Source organism: Pseudomonas sp. GL-RE-26 (genome assembly GCF_019956275.1).
In the GTDB taxonomy this organism is placed as follows: domain Bacteria; phylum Pseudomonadota; class Gammaproteobacteria; order Pseudomonadales; family Pseudomonadaceae; genus Aquipseudomonas; species Aquipseudomonas grandcourensis.
Map to the genome: position 1 here is coordinate 13,490 of NZ_JAHBDI010000024.1, position 20,300 is coordinate 33,789.

General features: G+C 60.3%; 20 protein-coding genes. 11 read left to right on the forward strand and 9 right to left on the reverse strand.

All coding sequences use genetic code 11. The features are described from left to right. Positions 1 to 43: 43 nt before the first annotated feature. Positions 44 to 2,404: a response regulator gene (locus tag KGB07_RS16710; RefSeq protein ID WP_046043406.1), complete on the forward strand. Its 2,361-nt coding sequence runs from the start codon at positions 44 to 46 to the stop codon at positions 2,402 to 2,404. On the opposite strand, the gene KGB07_RS16715 is transcribed toward KGB07_RS16710, so the two are convergent. The 3 genes from KGB07_RS16715 to msrB all read right to left on the reverse strand — a co-directional run bounded on the left by KGB07_RS16715 (position 2,388) and on the right by msrB (position 3,829). Further along, entirely contained in the window at positions 2,388 to 2,849 is a 462-nt protein-coding gene (locus KGB07_RS16715) for a MarR family winged helix-turn-helix transcriptional regulator (RefSeq protein WP_046043405.1), read from the reverse strand. The genes KGB07_RS16710 and KGB07_RS16715 overlap by 17 nt on opposite strands. Next, positions 2,846 to 3,331, reverse strand: a complete 486-nt coding sequence (locus KGB07_RS16720; RefSeq protein ID WP_046043404.1) for a glutathione peroxidase — start codon at positions 3,329 to 3,331, stop codon at positions 2,846 to 2,848. Before KGB07_RS16720 ends, KGB07_RS16715 begins: the two co-directional genes overlap by 4 nt. Positions 3,332 to 3,433: 102 nt before the next feature. Next, positions 3,434 to 3,829 carry a peptide-methionine (R)-S-oxide reductase MsrB gene (msrB, locus tag KGB07_RS16725; protein WP_046043423.1) on the reverse strand — a complete coding sequence of 132 codons (396 nt, stop codon included), beginning with the start codon at positions 3,827 to 3,829 and terminating at the stop codon, positions 3,434 to 3,436. A 226-nt stretch (positions 3,830 to 4,055) separates the two neighbouring features. Between msrB and KGB07_RS16730 the strand changes: the two genes are divergently transcribed. Both KGB07_RS16730 and htpX read left to right on the forward strand, forming a co-directional pair. Further along, positions 4,056 to 5,267 carry a pyridoxal phosphate-dependent aminotransferase gene (locus KGB07_RS16730; protein ID WP_046043403.1) on the forward strand — a complete coding sequence of 404 codons (1,212 nt, stop codon included), beginning with the start codon at positions 4,056 to 4,058 and terminating at the stop codon, positions 5,265 to 5,267. A gap of 316 nt (positions 5,268 to 5,583) precedes the next feature. Continuing rightward, entirely contained in the window at positions 5,584 to 6,474 is an 891-nt protein-coding gene (gene htpX / locus KGB07_RS16735; RefSeq protein ID WP_223465989.1) for a protease HtpX, read from the forward strand. Between the two features lie 201 nt (positions 6,475 to 6,675). On the opposite strand, the gene KGB07_RS16740 is transcribed toward htpX, so the two are convergent. Continuing rightward, the gene (locus tag KGB07_RS16740) at positions 6,676 to 7,332 is read right to left on the reverse strand and encodes a thiopurine S-methyltransferase (protein WP_046043401.1); all 657 of its coding nucleotides are present in this window, start codon (positions 7,330 to 7,332) and stop codon (positions 6,676 to 6,678) included. A 102-nt stretch (positions 7,333 to 7,434) separates the two neighbouring features. Here KGB07_RS16740 and KGB07_RS16745 point away from each other — a divergent pair, with 102 nt between their 5' ends. After that, positions 7,435 to 8,202: a DODA-type extradiol aromatic ring-opening family dioxygenase gene (locus KGB07_RS16745; protein ID WP_046043400.1), complete on the forward strand. Its 768-nt coding sequence runs from the start codon at positions 7,435 to 7,437 to the stop codon at positions 8,200 to 8,202. 83 nt (positions 8,203 to 8,285) lie between these two features. Here KGB07_RS16745 and KGB07_RS16750 read toward each other — a convergent pair whose 3' ends face one another. Then, positions 8,286 to 9,959: a DEAD/DEAH box helicase gene (locus tag KGB07_RS16750; RefSeq protein ID WP_046043399.1), complete on the reverse strand. Its 1,674-nt coding sequence runs from the start codon at positions 9,957 to 9,959 to the stop codon at positions 8,286 to 8,288. Between the two features lie 422 nt (positions 9,960 to 10,381). Here KGB07_RS16750 and KGB07_RS16755 point away from each other — a divergent pair, with 422 nt between their 5' ends. Continuing rightward, entirely contained in the window at positions 10,382 to 11,173 is a 792-nt protein-coding gene (locus tag KGB07_RS16755; protein WP_046043397.1) for a crotonase/enoyl-CoA hydratase family protein, read from the forward strand. A gap of 174 nt (positions 11,174 to 11,347) precedes the next feature. Here KGB07_RS16755 and KGB07_RS16760 read toward each other — a convergent pair whose 3' ends face one another. Beyond that, the gene (locus KGB07_RS16760) at positions 11,348 to 12,103 is read right to left on the reverse strand and encodes a spermidine synthase (protein WP_046043396.1); all 756 of its coding nucleotides are present in this window, start codon (positions 12,101 to 12,103) and stop codon (positions 11,348 to 11,350) included. A 150-nt stretch (positions 12,104 to 12,253) separates the two neighbouring features. Here KGB07_RS16760 and KGB07_RS16765 point away from each other — a divergent pair, with 150 nt between their 5' ends. Next, positions 12,254 to 13,600 (forward strand): class II 3-deoxy-7-phosphoheptulonate synthase, encoded by a 1,347-nt coding sequence (locus KGB07_RS16765; RefSeq protein WP_046043395.1) that lies wholly within the window; start codon positions 12,254 to 12,256, stop codon positions 13,598 to 13,600. An 87-nt stretch (positions 13,601 to 13,687) separates the two neighbouring features. On the opposite strand, the gene KGB07_RS16770 is transcribed toward KGB07_RS16765, so the two are convergent. After that, entirely contained in the window at positions 13,688 to 14,917 is a 1,230-nt protein-coding gene (locus KGB07_RS16770) for a winged helix-turn-helix domain-containing protein (RefSeq protein ID WP_223465990.1), read from the reverse strand. A gap of 64 nt (positions 14,918 to 14,981) precedes the next feature. After that, positions 14,982 to 15,197 (reverse strand): DUF1127 domain-containing protein, encoded by a 216-nt coding sequence (locus KGB07_RS16775; protein WP_046043392.1) that lies wholly within the window; start codon positions 15,195 to 15,197, stop codon positions 14,982 to 14,984. A gap of 95 nt (positions 15,198 to 15,292) precedes the next feature. Between KGB07_RS16775 and KGB07_RS16780 the strand changes: the two genes are divergently transcribed. Next, positions 15,293 to 16,147, forward strand: coding sequence for a LysR substrate-binding domain-containing protein (locus tag KGB07_RS16780; RefSeq protein ID WP_046043391.1), 855 nt, complete (start codon positions 15,293 to 15,295; stop codon positions 16,145 to 16,147). Here the strand turns inward: KGB07_RS16780 and KGB07_RS16785 are convergent. Further along, a complete protein-coding gene (locus KGB07_RS16785) occupies positions 16,137 to 16,871 on the reverse strand; it encodes a sulfite exporter TauE/SafE family protein (protein ID WP_223466014.1) in 735 nt (244 codons plus the stop codon). The two genes, KGB07_RS16780 and KGB07_RS16785, sit on opposite strands and share 11 nt — an antisense overlap. Before the next feature lie 126 nt (positions 16,872 to 16,997). Here KGB07_RS16785 and KGB07_RS16790 point away from each other — a divergent pair, with 126 nt between their 5' ends. From KGB07_RS16790 to KGB07_RS16805, 4 genes are all read left to right on the forward strand, one after another. Then, positions 16,998 to 17,954, forward strand: a complete 957-nt coding sequence (locus KGB07_RS16790) for a LysR family transcriptional regulator (RefSeq protein ID WP_046043422.1) — start codon at positions 16,998 to 17,000, stop codon at positions 17,952 to 17,954. A gap of 67 nt (positions 17,955 to 18,021) precedes the next feature. Continuing rightward, positions 18,022 to 18,483, forward strand: a complete 462-nt coding sequence (locus KGB07_RS16795; RefSeq protein ID WP_046043389.1) for a MarR family winged helix-turn-helix transcriptional regulator — start codon at positions 18,022 to 18,024, stop codon at positions 18,481 to 18,483. Between the two features lie 269 nt (positions 18,484 to 18,752). Further along, entirely contained in the window at positions 18,753 to 19,172 is a 420-nt protein-coding gene (locus KGB07_RS16800; protein WP_046031808.1) for an organic hydroperoxide resistance protein, read from the forward strand. Between the two features lie 34 nt (positions 19,173 to 19,206). Beyond that, complete coding sequence (locus tag KGB07_RS16805) at positions 19,207 to 20,220, forward strand: alpha/beta hydrolase (protein ID WP_223465991.1); 1,014 nt, start codon at positions 19,207 to 19,209, stop codon at positions 20,218 to 20,220. Positions 20,221 to 20,300 lie beyond the last annotated feature (80 nt).

Here is a 20,300-nt window from a genome sequence, read left to right on the forward strand (position 1 = left end):
GTACAGGCCTCGCGAGAACATCAGCAGGCAGGCATGATCGGCTATGCTTGAGCAGCGAAAGGAAACCGAAGTGGTTCACCCCCTCATGGACATCAAATTCACCAACCGGCTGTCATTCAAGCAAGCCCGGCTTACCGTGCTGGTCGGTTTCATTCTGGGCACGCTGCTCAGCCTGCTGCAAATAGGCATCGATTATGCCAGTGAAGACGCCTCCATCAATCGTGAAATCCTTTCATTACTGGAGATCAGCCACAATCCGGCCTCGCGAATCGCCTACAACATCGACGCCGAACTCGCCAAGGAACTGACCCAGGGCCTGCTACGCTCGCCAGCGATCATCGGCGCAAAACTGACCGACAACAACGGCACCGTGCTGGCCAACGTCAAGCGACCCGGTGTGGAAAACGGTTACCGGATGCTCAGTGACTTCCTGTTCGGCGCCAACCGACAGTTCGAAGACCGGCTTTACCTGGATCATTTACCCAACGAATCCCTGGGTACGCTGCGGCTGAACGTCGACACTTACGCCTTCGGCGACCGGTTCCTGCGCCGGGCCGAAGTGACCCTGATCAATGGCTTCGCCCGCAGCCTGCTGTTGTCCGGCATCCTGCTGGCGCTGTTCTATGTGATGCTGACCAAACCCCTGGTGCGGGTCATTCGTGAACTCAGCGGTCGCGACCCGAGCAGCACCGAGCCGACCTCACTGGAGTGTCCCGTCGTACACGCCGACGATGAGATCGGCGTGCTGGTCAAGGTTGCCAATCAGCAATTCAAGAACATCGCCACCGAAATCCAGCAGCGGCGCAACGCGGAAAACCGCCTGACCGAGTATCTGGGCCAACTGGAAAACATCGTCTCGGCCCGCACCGCCGAACTCAAGGCGATCAACACCCGGCTGAGCCAATCCAACGAGGAACTGGAAGTCGCCCGCAGTACCGCCCTCGACATGGCCGATGCCCGCTCGGTGTTCCTGGCCAACATGAGCCATGAAATTCGCACGCCTCTCAATGGCTTGCTCGGGATGATCGCGCTGTCCCTCGACGGGCCGTTGAATGCCGAACAACAGCAGCAACTGTCGATCGCCCATGACTCGGGCAAAGTGCTGGTGGAGTTGCTCAACGATATTCTCGACTTGTCGAAGTTCGATGCCGGCCAACTCGAACTTGAACACATCCCCTTCGACCTCGGTTCGCTGATCGAAGACACCGCCAACCTGTTGTCGCAGAACGCCGCCCCCAGCGTCGAACTGACCTGCCTGATCGATCCGCATTTCCCGGCACTGGTGCTTGGCGACCCGACCCGGGTGCGGCAGATCGTCAGTAATCTGCTGTCCAACGCCCTCAAGTTCACCCGTTTCGGACGGGTCGACGTGCGCCTGTCGACGTTCGGCGACGGCGTCAGAATCGAAGTGTGCGACACCGGCATCGGCATCCCTCTGGATGCCCAGGTCAAAATCTTGCAGCCCTTCACCCAGGCCGGTGTCGGTATTACCCGCCAGTTTGGCGGCACCGGGCTGGGCCTGGCCCTGACCTACAACCTTTGCGAAGCCATGCAAGGGCGCCTGACGATCAGCTCCGAGCCGGGCTTTGGCAGCCAGTTCTGCGCGGATTTGCCATTGCCCAGCCATACCCGTGCAACTGCTGTTTCGCTCAAGGGCAAAGTCATTGCCATCACGGCCGCCAGCAGCGGGCTGGGCGAGCTGCTCAACAGTCTGTTGCCTGGCTGGGGGCTGGACTATGAACGGCGTTCCATGGATGACTCACTGCTTGGCCTGGCAGCCGACGTGCTCATCACCGACTGCCCCGAATGCCTGTTCAGTTTGCGCCCCACCCTCAGCGCGCCGATCCTGCTGATCACCGCTTATGGCAACTTCATGCCCAGCGAAGAGGTCAACGCCCTCGCCCCCCTGCAACAACAGGCCCGCCCCTTGGCCCGCAGTACGCTGCTTCAGACGTTGCAGCGGATCCTGCAACCGCAAACCCACCCGATCAATGAGGCCCGGCTCGACACGCAATGCCCGCTACGCCGCGGACGCGTGTTGTTGGTGGAAGATAATCCGGTCAACCAGTTGGTGGCCAAGGGCATGCTCGGCAAACTCGGTTGCGAAGTCACCACTGCGGCTCATGGTGGAGAGGCCCTGGATCAACTCGAGCAACGGGAATTCGACCTGGTGCTGATGGACTGCAACATGCCGGTGATGGACGGCTATGAAGCGAGCCGGCAAATCCGCCGCAGCGGACGCTGGCCCCAACTGCCCATCGTCGCCCTGACGGCCAACGCCATGTCGGAGGAGCGCGAACGCTGTCGTGCCGCGGGCATGAGCGACTACCTGGCCAAACCCTTCCGGCGCGAAGAACTGGCCGCCCTGCTGGACCTGTGGATCCCCGCTACGACAGCGCCTTGATCTGCCCCAACAGGTGATCGAGGCCATCGCGCAAGTCGTTGAGACGATTCAGATCGACCCCGCTGTCGCACAACAGGCGCGCCTTGAGTGGCCCGACCTGGTCGCGCAAGGCCGTGCCGGCTGGTGACAGGCTCAGATGCACTTCACGTTCATCGCGTGCCGAACGCTGACGCTGCACCAGTTGCAGTTGTTCCAGGCGCTTGAGCAAGGGTGTCAGCGTGCCGGAATCCAGGGCCAGACGCTCGCCCAATGCCTTGACGGTCGGTTGCTCCGGGGCCGCTTCCTGCCACTCCCATAAAACCAGCATCGCCAGGTACTGAGGGTAAGTCAGGCCCAACTGATCGAGCATCGGCTTGTAGGCGCGAATCACCGCTCGGGAAGCCGCGTAGAGCTTGAAACACAGCTGGCTGTCGAGCTTCAGGGAATCGACTGACAAGGTATTCATTTGAGCAGGGCTTCGATCTCGCGGGTCAGGTCCTGCGGCTTGGTCGCCGGAGCGAAGCGCTTGACCAGTTGCCCATCCTTGCCGATCAGGAACTTGGTGAAATTCCACTTGATGCCCTGGGAACCCAGCACCCCCGGTGCGCGCTTTTTCAATTGCACGAACAGCGGATGGGCGTCGGCACCATTGACGTCGATCTTTTTGAACAGCGGGAAGCTGACACCGAAGTTCAGCTCGCAGAATTCGGAGATCGCCCCTTCGTTGCCCGGCTCTTGCTTGCCGAACTGGTTGCAGGGAAATCCGAGTACCACCAGGCCCTGTTCCTTGTAGGTCTGCCACAACTCTTCCAGGCCTTTGTACTGCGGAGTGAAACCGCATTTGCTGGCCGTGTTGACCACCAGCACGGCTTTGCCGGCGAAATCCGCCAGGGTTTTTTGCTCACCCTTGATCGTGGTGCAAGGGATGCTCAGCAGGTTGTCGCTCATGTTTGAGGTTCCGAATGAATGGAAGAATCAACAAAGTAGCGAGCAATTGAATTGTGTGCAATTTAAATATCGGGAAAGCGATCATCGGATCGCTTCGGGGACTTACTCGCGCGGTACCAGGTCCAGGCACACCGAATTGATGCAATAACGCAGGCCCGTCGGCGGCGGACCATCAGGGAATACATGCCCCAGGTGCGCGTCGCATTTGGCACAGACCACTTCGGTGCGGATCATGCCGTGGCTGACATCACGGATCTCGGTCATGGCGCTGTCGCCGATCGGCGCGTAGAAACTCGGCCAGCCGCAGCCGGAATCGAACTTGGTCCTGGAGTCGAACAGCGGCTCGCTACAGCAAATGCAGTGGTAGATACCGTCGGTCTTGGTGGCGTTGTATTTACCGGAAAACGGACGTTCGGTGCCTTTGAGGCGGCACACGTTGTACTGCTCTGGGTCGAGCATCGCCTTCCATTCTTCCAGGGTTTTTTCCAACTTTTCCATCATCACACCTCAGCGGCTGAAAAAGCCCGATCTGTACCTTTTCCACGGATCGGGCGGCACGTATGATTGCGCCTCGTCAAACGCCAGTCTGGCAGCCAGACCACGCGCATTCAAACGGAAATATGGGTGCTGCATCTCAAGGCGTCAGGCCTGTGTGAATACGCAGGATTCCCAGCACGGTTGCCCAAACGCCGTCTGGATCGTTCATTTTCGGGAACACATCGCCATGCAGGTCAGCAAATCGAACAAGCTCGCCAACGTCTGCTACGACATTCGCGGCCCGGTGCTCAAGCACGCCAAGCGCCTGGAAGAGGAAGGCCATCGCATCCTCAAGCTGAACATCGGCAACCCGGCGCCCTTTGGTTTCGAAGCACCGGATGAAATCCTCCAGGACGTGATCCGCAACCTGCCGACCGCCCAGGGCTACAGCGATTCCAAGGGCCTGTTCAGTGCGCGCAAGGCCGTCATGCAGTACTACCAGCAAAAGCAGGTGGAAGGCGTCGGCATTGAAGACATCTACCTGGGCAACGGCGTTTCCGAACTGATCGTGATGTCGATGCAGGCCCTGCTCAACAATGGCGACGAAGTGCTGGTGCCGGCGCCGGACTATCCATTGTGGACCGCAGCCGTGAGCCTGTCCGGCGGCAATCCGGTGCATTACCTGTGCGACGAGCAAGCCAACTGGTGGCCGGACCTGGCCGACATCAAGGCCAAGATCACCCCGAACACCAAGGCCCTGGTGATCATCAACCCGAACAACCCGACCGGCGCGGTGTATTCCAAGGAAGTGCTGCTGGGCATGCTGGAACTGGCCCGCCAGCACAACCTGGTAGTGTTCTCCGACGAGATCTACGACAAGATCCTTTACGACGATGCCGTGCACATCTGCACCGCCTCCCTGGCGCCGGACCTGCTGTGCCTGACCTTTAACGGTCTGTCCAAGTCCTATCGCGTGGCCGGTTTCCGTTCCGGCTGGATCGCCATTTCCGGCCCGAAACACCATGCCCAGAGCTACATCGAAGGCATCGACATACTGGCGAACATGCGCCTTTGCGCCAACGTGCCGAGCCAGCATGCGATCCAGACCGCCCTGGGTGGCTATCAGAGCATCAATGACCTGGTGCTGCCCCAGGGTCGCCTGCTGGAGCAACGCAACCGCACCTGGGAGTTGCTCAACGACATTCCGGGCGTGAGCTGCGTCAAGCCGATGGGCGCGCTGTATGCGTTCCCGCGGATCGACCCAAAGGTCTGCCCGATCCATAACGACGAAAAATTCGTCCTCGACCTGCTGCTCTCCGAGAAACTGCTGGTGGTTCAAGGCACCGCATTCAACTGGCCATGGCCAGACCACTTCCGCGTCGTGACCCTGCCCCGTGTCGATGACCTGGAGATGGCCATCGGACGCATCGGCGGCTTCCTCAAGTCCTACCGCCAGTAAGCGATCTGTCACCGTGCGACGTCACCGAACGTCGCACGGTGATTCATCCGGCAACATTTGTTTGCATTGCGCCACTGGCTGCCCCTTTGCCCGTTGGCGGATATCACCTTGCCTGCTCGCGCCTAACAAAGGCGGGGCCTTCGACACGAATTGACTGACAAACACTTCCCGCACACTTGTCGGAAATGCCCTGCAAGCAGCTAGACTGTCGCCGTAGGACACAGTTTGAAATAGTCACCCGGTTGAATACCCCGGTGCAGCACCTTATATACCCCGCAGTACGCTACATCTTTAGCTTGAGGAGATTTCTACAACCATGATGCGCATCCTGCTGTTCTTGGCCACTAACCTGGCGGTCGTGCTGATTGCCAGCATCACCCTGAGCCTTTTCGGCTTCAACGGGTTCATGGCGGCCAATGGGGTTGATCTCAACCTCAATCAGCTGCTGATTTTCTGTGCGGTCTTTGGTTTCGCAGGTTCGCTGTTCTCGCTGTTCATCTCCAAGTGGATGGCGAAAATGAGCACCAGCACCCAGATCATCACCCAGCCACGCACTCGTCATGAGCAATGGCTGCTGCAAACCGTCGAGCAACTGTCCCGCGAAGCCGGGATCAAGATGCCCGAAGTCGGTATCTTCCCGGCCTACGAGGCGAACGCCTTCGCCACTGGCTGGAACAAGAACGACGCGCTGGTCGCGGTCAGCCAGGGTTTGCTCGAGCGATTCTCGCCGGATGAAGTGAAAGCCGTTCTGGCCCACGAAATCGGCCACGTCGCCAATGGCGACATGGTCACCCTGGCGCTGATCCAGGGCGTGGTGAACACCTTCGTGATGTTCTTCGCACGGATCATCGGCAACTTCGTCGACAAAGTGATCTTCAAGAACGAAGAAGGCCAGGGCATTGCCTACTACGTGGCGACCATCTTCGCCGAACTGGTTCTGGGCATCCTCGCCAGCTCCATCGTCATGTGGTTCTCGCGCAAGCGTGAGTTCCGCGCCGACGAGGCCGGTGCAAACCTGGCCGGTACTGCCGCGATGATCGGCGCTCTGCAACGCCTGCGTGCGGAACAGGGACTGCCGGTGCACATGCCGGACACCCTGAATGCCTTTGGCATCAACGGTGGCATCAAGCAAGGCTTTGCCCGCATGTTCATGAGCCACCCGCCACTGGAAGAGCGTATCGACGCTCTGGCTCGTCGTCGGAGCTAAGAGACTTCACAGCAAAAATGAAAAGGCCCGCAGCGATGCGGGCCTTTTTTTGTCTGCTGGAATGTTTCGATGTTTTCAGGGCCCCTTTGCGAGCAGGCTCGCTCCCACATGGGATTGGGGCCGACCGAAAATCTTGTGGTTCAACCCGATCAACTGTGGGAGCGAGCTCGCTCGCGATGAGGCCAGCAAAGCCAGCCACTATTACCGACTGGAAACCCGATACACCCGCTCCTCCAGCCGCGTGACACCCGCCTCCAGGAATTTCCCGCTCTCGCTCAACACATCCTGATCTTCCAGGATCTTCAGCGCCCATGAGTCCCCGAACAACCGCCGCACCTCATCATCGAGTACAGCAAACGGCGGGCCGGGCATTTGCGCCTGGTCATAGTCCAGGGTGATCAACAGGCCAAGGGACTCCTTCGGCAGAATCCGCTTCAAATGGGCGGCGTAACGCTCTCGCATTTCCGCCGGCAGCGCGATCAACGCCGCGCGATCATAAAGTGCGGAGCAATCGGCAGCATCGCCTGCCGTCAGCTCGAAGAAATCGCCGCACCACAGCTCAATGGAGCCCGCCCGATAAACCTTGAACGGCCCCTGCTCGCTGACGGCGGGATCAAAGCCATGCTCGCTGAAAAACTCCTCGACGGCTTTTTCCGACAGCTCGACTCCCAAGACCTCATGGCCTTGATGGGCGAGCCATAGCAAATCCAGGCTTTTTCCACATAACGGCACCAACACGCGTGCGCCTTCTTCAAGGCTTAACGCTGGCCAGAACCGCTTCAGATGAGGGTTCACCTGCGGCAGGTGAAAGCCGATCTGGTTCGCCGCCCATTTCTTGTGCCAAAACTCCGGCTGCATAAATAACCCCGAAAATTCGATCAAAACACCCTAAAACTTATATTAGATTTAGATTAATGATCTGACTGAAGATGTTGCATCTTAACTCTCAGGAGCTCATTCATGTTCCCCAGCCTGTACATATCCCACGGCTCCCCCATGCTCGCCCTGGAACCCGGCGCCAGCGGGCCGGCACTCACCCGCCTGGCCGCCGAGATACCGAAGCCAAAAGCCATCGTGATTGTGTCTGCGCACTGGGAAAGCAATGAGCTGTTGGTCAGCGGCAATCCACAACCGGAAACCTGGCATGACTTCGGCGGTTTTCCCAAAGCCCTGTTCGAAGTCCAGTACCCGGCTCCCGGCGACCCATCACTCGCCACAGAGGTTGCCGAGTTATTGAAATCCGCTGGTTTTCCAGTACGTATCGACAGCAATCGGCCTTTCGACCATGGCGTCTGGGTGCCGTTATCGCTGATGTATCCGCAGGCAGACATTCCGATTGTCCAGGTTTCGCTGCCCACCCGTGGCGGCCCTGCCCTACAGACCCGCGTTGGCCACGCGCTGGCCAGCCTGCGTGAGCAAGGCGTCCTGCTGATCGGCTCCGGCAGCATCACTCACAACCTGCGGGAACTGGACTGGCATGCCGGCCCCGAGAGCGTTGAGCCCTGGGCCCAGGCATTTCGCGACTGGATGATCGACAAACTCGCAGCGAATGACGAAGCCGCATTGCACGACTACCGCGCGCAAGCACCGAATGCTGTGCGCAACCATCCCAGCGACGAACACTTGTTGCCACTTTACTTTGCCCGCGCCGCCGGCGGGCCGTTCAGCGTTGCCCACCAGGGCTTCACCATGGGTGCACTGGGCATGGACATCTACCGCTTCGGCTGAAGCACAGGGCTGTTTCGCAGGCAAAAAAAATCCCCGAACCAGTCGGGGATTTTTCATGTTCGATCAATCAGCCCGAGAGCGGATCAATCTTCGCGGTAGCGACGCAGCTTCAACTGCTTGCCGGCAACGCGAGTGTCCTTCAGCTTGGTCAGCAACTTCTCTAGACCATCTTCCGGCAGCTCGACGAGGCTGAAGCTGTCACGCACCTGGATGCGACCGATCGCTTCACGCGCCAGACCACCTTCGTTGAGGATGGCGCCCAGCAGGTTCTTGGCAGCGATACCGTCACGCGCGCCCAGCGCGGTACGGCAACGTGCACGGCCTTCGCCCAGTGGCATCGGAGCACGACGCTCGCGGTCGCCACGCTCAGGACGATCACCGGAACGCTCTGGACGATCGCCACGCGGTGCATTGTTCGGCACCAGTGGACGTTCTTTCTCGATAGCGGCCAGGGTCAGCGCTTGAGCGTTGGTAGCCTTGCGCAGCAGAGCAGCGGCCAGGGCACGCGGGGTGCAACCGATGTCGGCGGTCAGACGATCCAGCAGATCGCCATGAGTCGATTCGGCATCAGCAACCAGCGGCGACAGGCTGTTGGTCAGTTTCTTGATGCGCGCATCCAGAACGGCTTGAGCGTCCGGCAGGCGAACTTCAGCAACCTTTTGACCGGTTACACGCTCGATCACTTGCAGCATGCGGCGCTCACGCGGAGTCACCAGCAGCAGTGCACGACCTTCACGACCGGCACGGCCGGTACGGCCGATACGGTGAACGTAGGACTCTGGGTCGTACGGCATGTCAACGTTGAACACGTGAGTAATGCGCGGAACGTCCAGACCACGAGCAGCAACGTCGGTCGCCACAACGATGTCCAGACGGCCATCCTTGAGGGACTCGATCACGCGCTCACGTTGGTTCTGGGCGATGTCACCGTTCAGCGCAGCGGCTTTGTAGCCTTTGGCTTCCAGGGCACTGGCCAGGTCCAGGGTCGCTTGCTTGGTACGCACGAACATGATCAGGGCGTCGAAATCTTCCACTTCCAGCAAGCTGAGAACGGCGGAAGTCTTCTGGTCAGCGTGAACCAACAGGTGAGCCTGTTCGATCGCGGTAACGGTCTGGGTCTTGGTCTGGATCTTCACGTGTTGCGGATCGCGCAGGTGGCGTTCAGCAATGGCACGGATCGACTGCGGCAGGGTGGCCGAGAACAATACGGTCTGACGGGTGACAGGCAAGGCCTTGAAGATAACTTCCAGGTCGTCCATGAAGCCCAGTTTGAGCATTTCGTCGGCTTCGTCGAGAACCAGGTGGTTCACGGTCGCCAGTACTTTTTCGTCGCGACGCAGGTGGTCGCACAGACGGCCCGGAGTGGCGACAACGATCTGTGCGCCATTACGGATTGCTTTCAGCTGTGGGCCCATCGGCGCGCCGCCGTAGACAGCCACAACAGTTACGCCCGGCATTTGCTTGGCATAGGTTTCGAAAGCGGTTGCAACTTGTAGCGCCAACTCACGAGTTGGAGCCAGGATCAGGGCTTGCGGTTCGCGCTTTGCAGGATCGATGCGATGCAGGATCGGCAGGGCGAACGCAGCGGTTTTACCCGTACCGGTTTGCGCCTGACCAATCATGTCGTGACCGGCCATGATGATCGGGATCGATTGCTGCTGAATAGCCGATGGCTCTTCGTAGCCAGTCGCGGTGACGGCTGCAAGAATATTCGGATTAAGATTAAAAGCGGCGAAGCCGCCGGTTTCCTGGGTCATGGGTCTGCCTCTAAGTGCATCCGCAAAGACCCATGCTCCAAAGCTGCGCGTGCCGTGTTGAGACTCAAGAGTCGCCCTGGCAGCTTTGTCGGCGGGGATTTGCGAAAACGAATGAATGAAAAGAATCGTCAAGGGAGAGTCCGCTGGGCGGACGTGCAGCCGAAGCTGGCTTCGGGGAATTGCGCTACCTAAACGCGGCCCGGTTAAAGGCCGGCGCGCACTATACCGGAATTCACCCAAAAAGGGAGCTTTTTTTATCGGAAATCCACCGGATACACCGTTGTGTAACAGGCTTTGCGAATAATCGATCAGCCGTCTACTTTTCAAAGGCCCGGCCTTGCGGGTTATGGCGCTAAAACGGTTCACCCTTTGCCGTGTAGACCGCCGGTCTGGCACGCCTTTCCCACACCGAGGACAGCCACATGAATCAGCCCAACTCCAGTCGAGTCAGCCGCGAACGGCATGGTCATGTGTTCCTGATCGGTCTGGATCGGGTGGCCAAGCGCAATGCCTTCGATCTCGACCTGCTCAACGCGTTGAGCCTGGCCTATGGCGAGTTCGAAGCCGACAGCGAGGCGCGGGTGGCGGTGGTGTTCGCTCATGGCGAGCACTTCACTGCCGGGCTCGACCTGGTCAATGCCAGCGTCACTCTGGCAGATGGCTGGCAGGTTCCGCCCGGCGGCTGTGATCCGTGGGGGGTGTTCGCAGGCCCCAGGGTCAGCAAACCGGTGATCGTCGCCGCCCAGGGCTATTGCCTGACCATCGGCATCGAATTGATGTTGGCCGCCGACATCAACCTGTGCGCCAGCAACACCCGGTTCGCGCAGATGGAAGTGCAACGCGGGCTCTTCCCATTCGGCGGCGCCACCCTGCGTCTGCATCAAGTCTCCGGCTGGGGAAATGCCATGCGCTGGTTATTGACCGGTGATGAATTCGACGCCCGTGATGCCTTGCACCTGGGTCTGGTGCAGGAGGTCATGGCCAGTGAAGACTTGCTGCCCCGGGCGATTGAACTGGCCGAGCGGATCGCCCGGCAGGCACCGCTTGGGGTGCAGGCGACGCTGATGTCTGCGCGACAGGCCCGTTATGAAGGGGAAAACGCGGCGGCAAAGGCGTTGCCGCTGCTGGTCAGGAAGTTGATGGCCAGCGAGGACGTCAAGGAAGGTGTGCGGTCGATGGTGGAGCGGCGGCCTGGAGTATTCAAGGGTTGCTGACATAAACTTTGTGGCGAGGGGGCTTGCCCCCGTTGGACCGCGAAGCGGTCCCCAAATCCCTGCACCTAGCTCACTCGGACACACCGCGCCAGCCAGAAACACGACTGCTGCGCAGCCGAACGGGGCGGTGCGGCGGTCCGACAAGCCCCCTCGCCACAGTCATCTCACCAACTTTCAGGTGGCCGGACGAATGCACTTGATCAACGACTGCAACGAATACCCCAACCGCGGCGCCAGCGCTTCGGCACGGGCGATCAGGCCGTCCATGTCCAGTTCCTGGTCCAGCTCCGACGGCACGATCAGAATCACGTTGCCCTCCTTCACCGGTAGTTCCCAGTAATGTCGGTGATACAAACCGCGCAACAAGGCGGCGCCCAGGGGTTTACCATCATCGGTAGCCCACTGATTGATGACCAGCCAACCACCCGGATTCAATCGCTTCTGGCAGTTTTCCAGAAAGCTCCAGGCCAGATGCCCGACACCCGGACCGACGTCGGTATAAAGGTCGACGAAAATCAGGTCCGCCGATTCGGCGGTGTCCAGCAGCTCCAGCGCATCGCCAATGCGGATGTACAGGCGCGGATCGTCATCCAGCCCCAGATATTCAATGGCCAGGCGCGGTACGTCCGGGCGTAGCTCGATGGCTTCGACATCTTCCAGCGGCAGGAACTTGAGGCAGGCCTGGGTCAGCGTACCGGCGCCTAGACCAAGAAACAGCGCACTTTCCGGTTGCTCGTGGCACAGCGCGCCGATCAGCATCGCCCGGGTGTAATCGTACTCGAGCCAGCTCGGATCGGCCGTGAACACGCAGCTTTGCTCGATGGCATCACCGAACTCGAGAAAACGGTAATCGGCCACTTCCAGCACACGAATCACGCCGAACTCGTCCTGTACCTCGGCGAGCAGATGCTCGACGCGCTCCTCAGTCATTTCATCTCCTGATCGTCACCGGGGCCGGCAACGCAATAACACCGCGGGTAGAGAGCGGCAAAGGCGAGATTGTCGGCGAAGCGACAGGAACAGGTCACGCACTAATTTGCTGATAACATGGACGTCCGAGCGAAAACACTAGAGACCGTGATGAGCCAACCCTGGAGCCCTGACAGCTGGCGCGCCCTGCCGATCCAGCAACAACCCCAATACCCTGATGCCGCGCATTTGCAGCAGGTCGAGCAGACCCTGGCCAGCTATCCGCCGCTGGTGTTTGCCGGCGAAGCCCGGGAGTTGCGCCGTCAGTTTGCCGAGGTGACCCAGGGCCGCGCATTTCTGTTGCAGGGTGGCGACTGTGCTGAAAGCTTCGCCGAATTCTCCGCGGCGAAAATCCGCGACACCTTCAAGGTGTTGTTGCAGATGGCGATCGTGATGACTTTTGCCGCCGGCTGTCCGGTGGTCAAGGTCGGGCGCATGGCCGGGCAGTTCGCCAAACCGCGTTCGGCCAACGACGAAACCATCGATGGCGTGACCTTGCCCGCCTACCGCGGCGATATCGTCAATGGCATCGGCTTCGACAAAAAAAGCCGCGTGCCGGACCCGGAACGCCTGCTGCAGTCCTATCACCAGTCCACCGCTACCCTGAACCTGTTGCGCGCGTTCGCCCAGGGCGGTTTTGCCGATCTGCATCAGGTGCACAAGTGGAACCTGGACTTCATCGCCAACTCGGCGCTGGCGGAAAAGTACAGCCACCTGGCCGACCGCATCGATGAAACCCTGGCGTTCATGCGCGCTTGTGGCATGGACACCTCGCCACAACTGCGCGAGACCAGTTTCTTCACCGCCCACGAAGCGCTGCTGCTGAACTACGAAGAAGCCTTCGTGCGTCGCGACAGCCTGACCAACGACTACTACGACTGCTCGGCCCACATGCTGTGGATCGGCGACCGCACCCGCCAGCTGGACGGCGCCCATGTCGAATTCCTGCGCGGAGTGAACAACCCGATCGGGGTCAAGGTCGGCCCGAGCATGAACCCCGACGACCTGATTCGCTTGATCGACGTGCTCAACCCGCAGAACGATCCGGGTCGCCTGAACCTGATCGCGCGGATGGGCGCGAACAAGGTCGGCGATCACTTGCCGCAGCTGATCCGCGCCGTCCAGCGCGAAGGCAAGCAAGTGCTGTGGAGTTCCGACCCGATGCACGGCAACACCATCAAGGCCAGCAGCGGCTACAAGACCCGCGACTTTGCGCAAATCCTTGGCGAGGTGAAGCAGTTCTTCCAGGTGCACGAAGCCGAAGGCAGTTATGCCGGTGGTATCCACATCGAAATGACCGGGCAGAACGTGACCGAGTGCATCGGTGGTGCGCGACCGATCACCGAGGATGGCTTGTCGGATCGCTACCACACCCATTGCGACCCACGAATGAATGCCGATCAGTCGCTGGAACTGGCATTTTTGATTGCCGAGACTCTGAAGCAGGTTCGGCGCTAAATCCCGGCGCCCTCATCGCGAGCAGGCTCGCTCCCACATTGGACCGCGCTCCCCTGTGGGAGCGAGCCTGCTCGCGAAGAGGCCAGCTCAGTCACCATCAATCTGTGCCAATGCCACCCGCAACCTTGCCGCACTGGCCCGCGGGCAATTGAGCTGAACCTGTGCCAGCCCCAGCCAATCCGCCATCTGCCGCAGATTGACCGCCAACACCATCATCCCATCTTCATCCAGCCCCGCGTCCTCTTCATGCACCGCATGCACTGCCAAACGGCCCGCCCCCCGTTCGGCGCGCAGATCGACCCGTGCGGCAATCCGCTCGTTGTGCAAAAACGGCAGGACGTAATAGCCGTACACCCGCTTGTCCTGCGGCGTGTAGATCTCGAGCCGATAGCGGAAATCAAACAGCCGCTCGGTCCGGCTGCGCTCCCAGATCAGCGAATCGAACGGCGAGAGCAATGCACTGGCGACGACTTTGCGCGGCACTTTTGGCTCGGGCAGACAATAGGCCGGATGCCGCCAGCCCTGGACTTCGCAGGTCAGCAATTCCCCGGCCTCGACCAACTCGGCCAAACGGGGGCGGCTGTCCGCTGGGTTCAAGCGGAAATAGTCACGCAAGTCTTTCTCCGTACCGACACCCAAGGCCATTGCCGCATGCCGCAACAGGCCGCGCTGGGCCTCGTCATCACTCAGGACGGGGATCGCAAGCACCTCCGAAGGAATCACCCGCTCCGGCAGATCGTAGAGCCTTTCGAATCCGCGCCGTCCGGCAACGGTCACTTCACCGGCAGCGAACAACCATTCCAGCGCATGCTTTTCCGCGCTCCAGTCCCACCAGGAGCCGGCCCGTTCCTGACGGGTCGACAGACTTCCGGCCCCCAGCGCGCCCTGCTCCTCGACCGAAGCCAGCACCCGGCGAATGGTGTCTTGCTGTTCACGGCCGAAGCGCGCCAATTGCTGATAAATGTCTTCGCCACGGCTCGCACGCTGCATGCGCCAACGCATCAACGGGTACATGGAAAGTGGTAGTAACGAGGCTTCATGACCCCAGTACTCGAACAACGTACGGCGCCGGCCCTGGCTCCAGGCAGCCTGGTCAAGCAAATCGGATGAGTAATTGCCGAGGCGGGAAAACAGCGGAAGGTAGTGCGAACGCACCAATGCATTGACCGAATCGATCTGCAGAATGCCCAGCCGCTCGATCAGGCGATTGAGCGCAGCAGCCTTGATCGTCGCTGGCGACGACCGCCCGTTGAACCCTTGGGCGGCCAGCGCCAGACGCCGAGCCTGTTTGAGGGTAAAGGACAATGTTGCGGGCATGAGTGCCTCCTTGTCTGCTCGCAACCTACCTCACCGGTAAGGGGTTTGTGTAGCGTGGCCTTCATCATTTATGCATCGGGTCATTCCAGAACGGTTTGATCGACTCGTTCTCCACATCCGCACGGCTCATGCCGATGTCCTTGAGTGCTTCGTCGCTCAAGCTCGCCAGCAGTTCGCGCTCGCGATGCAGTTCGTACCAGCGGCCGACCTTGTGCAGCAGATCGGATATCACGTGAATAGAGTGTTTTTCTGATCCGTGGAACTCGTGTTGACCTTTCATCTTGTTGCCCTCCGTTTGGATGGCTCCAGTCTCGCGCCGGGTCTAAGATCAATCCAACGAATGTTTCTGATGTCACATATCTCGGAGATTGATGGATGTCCGCCTACCCGAGTATCGATACCGAAGTGTTGCGCACCTTCGTCGCCATCGCCGACCAGGGCGGCTTTACCCGCGCCGGCGAAATGGTCAACCGCACCCAGTCAGCCGTCAGCATGCAGATGAAACGACTGGAAGAAGATGTGCTGCAGCGCCAGTTGTTCCAGCGCGACGGGCGGCAGGTGCGACTGACGGCTGAAGGCCAGGTGTTGCTCGGCTATGCGCGACGGATCCTCAAGCTGCACAGCGAAGTATTCAACACCTTGCGTGAACCCGACATGGTCGGCACCGTGCGCATCGGCACGCCTGACGATTATGTGATGCGGTTCCTCCCGGGGATTCTGCGCCGGTTTGCTCAGTCTTACCCGCTGATTCAGATAGAAGTGCACTGCGAATCATCAAAACAACTGTTGATGCGCCAGGACCTCGACCTGTCCATCGTCACCCGCGAACCAGGCAGTGAAATCGGCCAGTTGTTGCGCAAGGAGCGTTTTGTCTGGGCCGAAGCGCAATGCTACAGCGCTCATGAGCAGACGCCGCTGCCACTGGCGATGTTCAACAGTGATTGCTTCTGCCGCCAGTGGGCCTGTAACGCCCTGGATGCCCGGGGGCGTGATTATCGGGTGGCGTACAACAGCGACAGCCTGTCAGCGATCATGGCGGTGGTCAGCGCCGGCCTGGCCGTCACGGCGCAACTTGAAAGCCTGATCACCGCGGACATGCGCATCCTCGGCGAGGCCGAGGATCTGCCGCTACTGCCCGAGGCCAGCATCATGCTCGTGCGCAACCTGCATAACCCGTCACCCATCACCGAGTGCCTGGCCGAGCACATTGTCGATGGCTTCAAACCTTGAAGGCGAGCATCACCGCACAGAACACCAGGAACCCGCAAAACAGCCCGCGCAGCAGCCGCTCCGGCAATGCGTGGGCAACCTTCACGCCCCAACTGATGCTCATCAGCCCACCGATCGCCAAGGGTAAGCCGATCACCCAGCTGACCTGATGGTGCGCGGCGTAAGTCACCAGCGTCACCCCCGTACTCGGCAAGGCCAGCGCCAACGACAACCCCTGCGCAACTACTTGGCTGGTGCCAAACAGGCTGGTCAGCACCGGTGTCGCCACCACCGCGCCTCCCACGCCGAACAATCCGCCCATTGTGCCGGATGCAGCGCCAAGCAGGCCCAGCCAGGGCCATGAGTAGTTCATCTGAGAAGCCGCCGGGGCGCTGGCGGCGAACATGCGGACGAGGTTGTACGCCGACAGCGCAACTAGAAAGGCGACAAAACCCATGCGCATGGTTTGCGCATCAATGCCCACCGCCCAGATCGATCCGAGCCAGGCGAAGCAGAACCCCATGATGGCCAGCGGTAACGCGTGGCGCAGTTCGATCCGGTTGCGCTGATGATAGCGCCACAGCGCCAGCATCACGTTCGGCACCACCATCACCAGGGCCGTGCCTTGGGCTATCTGCTGATCGAGCCCGAACAGCACGCCCAGTAGCGGAATGGCGATCAGGCCGCCGCCGATGCCGAACAACCCGCCGAGCGTGCCCAACGCAGCGCCAAACGCCAGATACATCAAGAACTCAATCACCACATTTTCCCCATTGCCATCAGGCCTTTGATCCTACGCAGTTGCTTCTGGCGCGGAAACGCACAGCATCGCACAATGGCTGTGCCAAATTTGCACAAGCGCAAACCTGCCATGAACCCCAATCAACTGACCGACCAACTGGCCTTGTTCCTTGACGTGCTGGAAACCGGCAGTTTTTCCGCTGCCTCACGGCGTCATCCGCTGACCCCTTCGGCCGTGGCAAGGCGTATCGACAGCCTGGAAAGCGCGGTCGGCAGTCAGTTGTTCCTGCGCAGCACTCATGCGGTACGCGCCACTCCGGCGGGATTGGCCTTTGCCGAGCGCGCACGGCGGATCGTCGCCGAATTGCGCCTGGCCCGGGCCGAGGCCGTGTCCCTGAGCAGCGCGCCGGAAGGCCTGATTCGTATCGATGCGCCGGCAGCCTTTGGGCGCCGGCACCTGGCACCGGTGATTGCCGATTTCCTGATGCTCTACCCCGGGCTCGATGTGCAACTGCACTTGATCGACAGCTTCGTCGACATGCAGGGCCTGAACCTGGGCAAGGTCGATCTGGTATTGCGCGCCGGGCAACTGGCCGATACCCGGCTGGTGGCCACGCCACTGGCGAGCATGGTGCGTATCGCCTGCGCCAGCCCTGATTATTTGCGGCGTCGCGGCGTTCCGACCGAGCCCACACATCTTATTGAACACGACGGGCTCGACTGGGATGGCTTGGCCCCGCCCTTCGCCTGGCGTTTCGAGCGCGACGGGCAAATGCAGTTGCACCGGCCGGCGCGGATCCGCATGAGCGCCAACAATGCCGAGGCGCTGGTGTGCGGCGCATTGGCCGGGCTGGGAATCGCGCATCTGCCGACCTGGCTGGCCAGCGAGTACCTGTTGCGGGGTGAGTTGTTGCCGCTGTTCTGCGACAGCGGGCTGCCGAAACCGGAAAGCGCCGGCATCTATGCCTTGCGCCTGGAACAGCAACCCAACTCCCGCAGTCGCTTGTTGCTGGAGTACCTGAAAACCCGCTTCAGCCCGGTTCCGCCCTGGGATCTGGTGCTGCAAACCCATCTGCAGCGGCATTGATCAAAATTATCTGGCGCATTAAAGATTCGCCCGCTAGATTCTTGAGATCACAGATCAAGGCTTCGACATGACCACCGAGCGCAACACTCCGGACAACTGCGACAACCTGCTGCTGGACAATCAGGCCTGCTTCGCCCTGCATTCCACTTCGCTGATGATGACCAAGGTCTACAAACCCTTGCTGCAAGCGCTGGGCCTGACCTACCCGCAATACCTGGCGATGATGGTGTTGTGGGAAAGGGACGGTTTGACCGTAGGTGAAATCAGCACGCGGTTGCTGACCGATCCAGGCTCGTTGACGCCGCTGCTCAAGCGCCTGGAAGCCGAAGGCCTGCTCAGCCGAACCCGCAGCCGCGAAGACGAGCGGGTGGTAATCGTCGAACTCACCGAACAGGGTCGGGCCTTGCGTGACAAGGCCCGTGATGTTCCCCAGTGCATCCTCGGCGCCAGCGGGATGACCGTGGAGCGTCTGCAAAACCTGCAAGCGGAGTTGCAGGAGCTGCGTCGCCACCTGCAAGACAGCCTGTAGTTTCAAGGCCAGCACAAAGCCCGCTCCCACATTTGCTTTGTGCTGTCCCACAGAACCCGATTCCCCTTCCGAAAAAGCCGCCTGTAAAACCTCCAGTCGCTCTAACTCAATAGCTCCAGCCAATCCTTCTCAACCGTTCGTCTGTCCTGGCAAATTAATTTTACTATTTATCTTGTGCGCTAAATATTTGCGCGATACATTCATCTCGCCATTACTTAGCGCGCAAATATTTAGCGTAAAACAAACAAACCCTGAACGAGGCTTTCACCATGCAAACTCTCTACACCGCAATCGCAACTTCCACCGGTGGCCGTGACGGTCGTGCGGTTTCCAGCGACAACATCCTCGACGTCAAGCTCGCCACGCCGAAAGAACTCGGCGGTGCCGGCGGCGCAGCCACCAACCCTGAGCAACTGTTCGCTGCCGGCTACTCCGCCTGCTTCATCGGTGCCCTGAAATTCGTGGCCAGCCAGACCAAGCGCAGCATCCCGAACGACGCTTCGATCACTGCCCACGTCGGCATTGGCCAGATCCCCGGCGGCTTCGGCCTGGACATCGACCTGCACATCAGCCTGCCGGGTCTTGAACAAGCCGATGCACAAGCACTGGTCGACGCGGCCCACCAGGTCTGCCCGTACTCCAACGCCACCCGTGGCAACGTCGATGTGCGTCTGCACGTAACCGTCTAAGCGCTGGCTACCCAGGCCCGAACAGGAAACGAACATGAACACTTTCAGCAAAGTCTTGACCGGTACCCTTCTCGCCTTGTCCATCAGCAACGCATTCGCAGGTAGCGGGGTTGAGCACAACACCCAAGCATTCCTCGATGTGCTGAATGCCGGTACCGGCAAGCCGATGGAGCAAATGACGCCCGCCGAGGCCCGCGCCGTTCTGGTAGGTGCGCAAGCCGGGGTCAAGCTGACGCTGCCAAAAGCCGATGTCAGCCAGAAGACCATTCAAGTCGACGGCCAACCGATCAGCCTGACCATCGTCCGGCCGGCCGGGGTCAAGGGCGAGCTGCCGGTGTTCATGTTCTTCCACGGCGGTGGCTGGGTGCTGGGGGATTTCCCGACCCACGAGCGGCTGGTGCGTGACCTGGTGATGGGTTCGGGTGCCGCGGCCGTGTTCGTGAACTACACGCCGTCGCCGGAAGCGCATTACCCGGTGGCGATCAACCAGGCTTATGCCGCAACCCGATGGGTGGCCGAGCACGGTAAAGAGATCAGCGTCGATGGCAAGCGCCTGGCGGTAGCCGGCAACAGTGTCGGCGGTAACATGGCGGCGGTGGTTGCGCTGATGGCCAAGGACAAGGGCACACCGGCGATCAGGTTCCAGGTGCTGTTGTGGCCAGTGACTGATGCCAACTTCGAAACCGCGTCCTACAACCAGTTTGCCGAGGGGCACTTCCTCACCAAAAACATGATGAAGTGGTTCTGGGACAACTACACCACCGACGCCAATCAACGGAATGAGATCTACGCCTCGCCACTGCGCGCGACCAGCGCTCAGTTGAAAGGATTGCCTCCAGCGCTGGTGCAGACCGCCGGTGCCGACGTGTTGCGCGACGAAGGCGAAGCCTACGCCCGCAAACTGGACGAGGCCGGAGTGCCGGTGACTTCGGTTCGCTACAACGGCCTGATCCACGACTACGGTTTGCTCAACGTGGTGAGCCAGGTGCCAGCGGTGCGTTCGGCGATGTTGCAGGCTTCGCAAGAGCTCAAGGAACACCTGAAATAAAAAGCTCGCTCCCACAGGGTTTCTGGTTGAACCCGAAATCGCAGGCACAAAAAAGCCCGACTCAATGGTCGGGCTTTTTC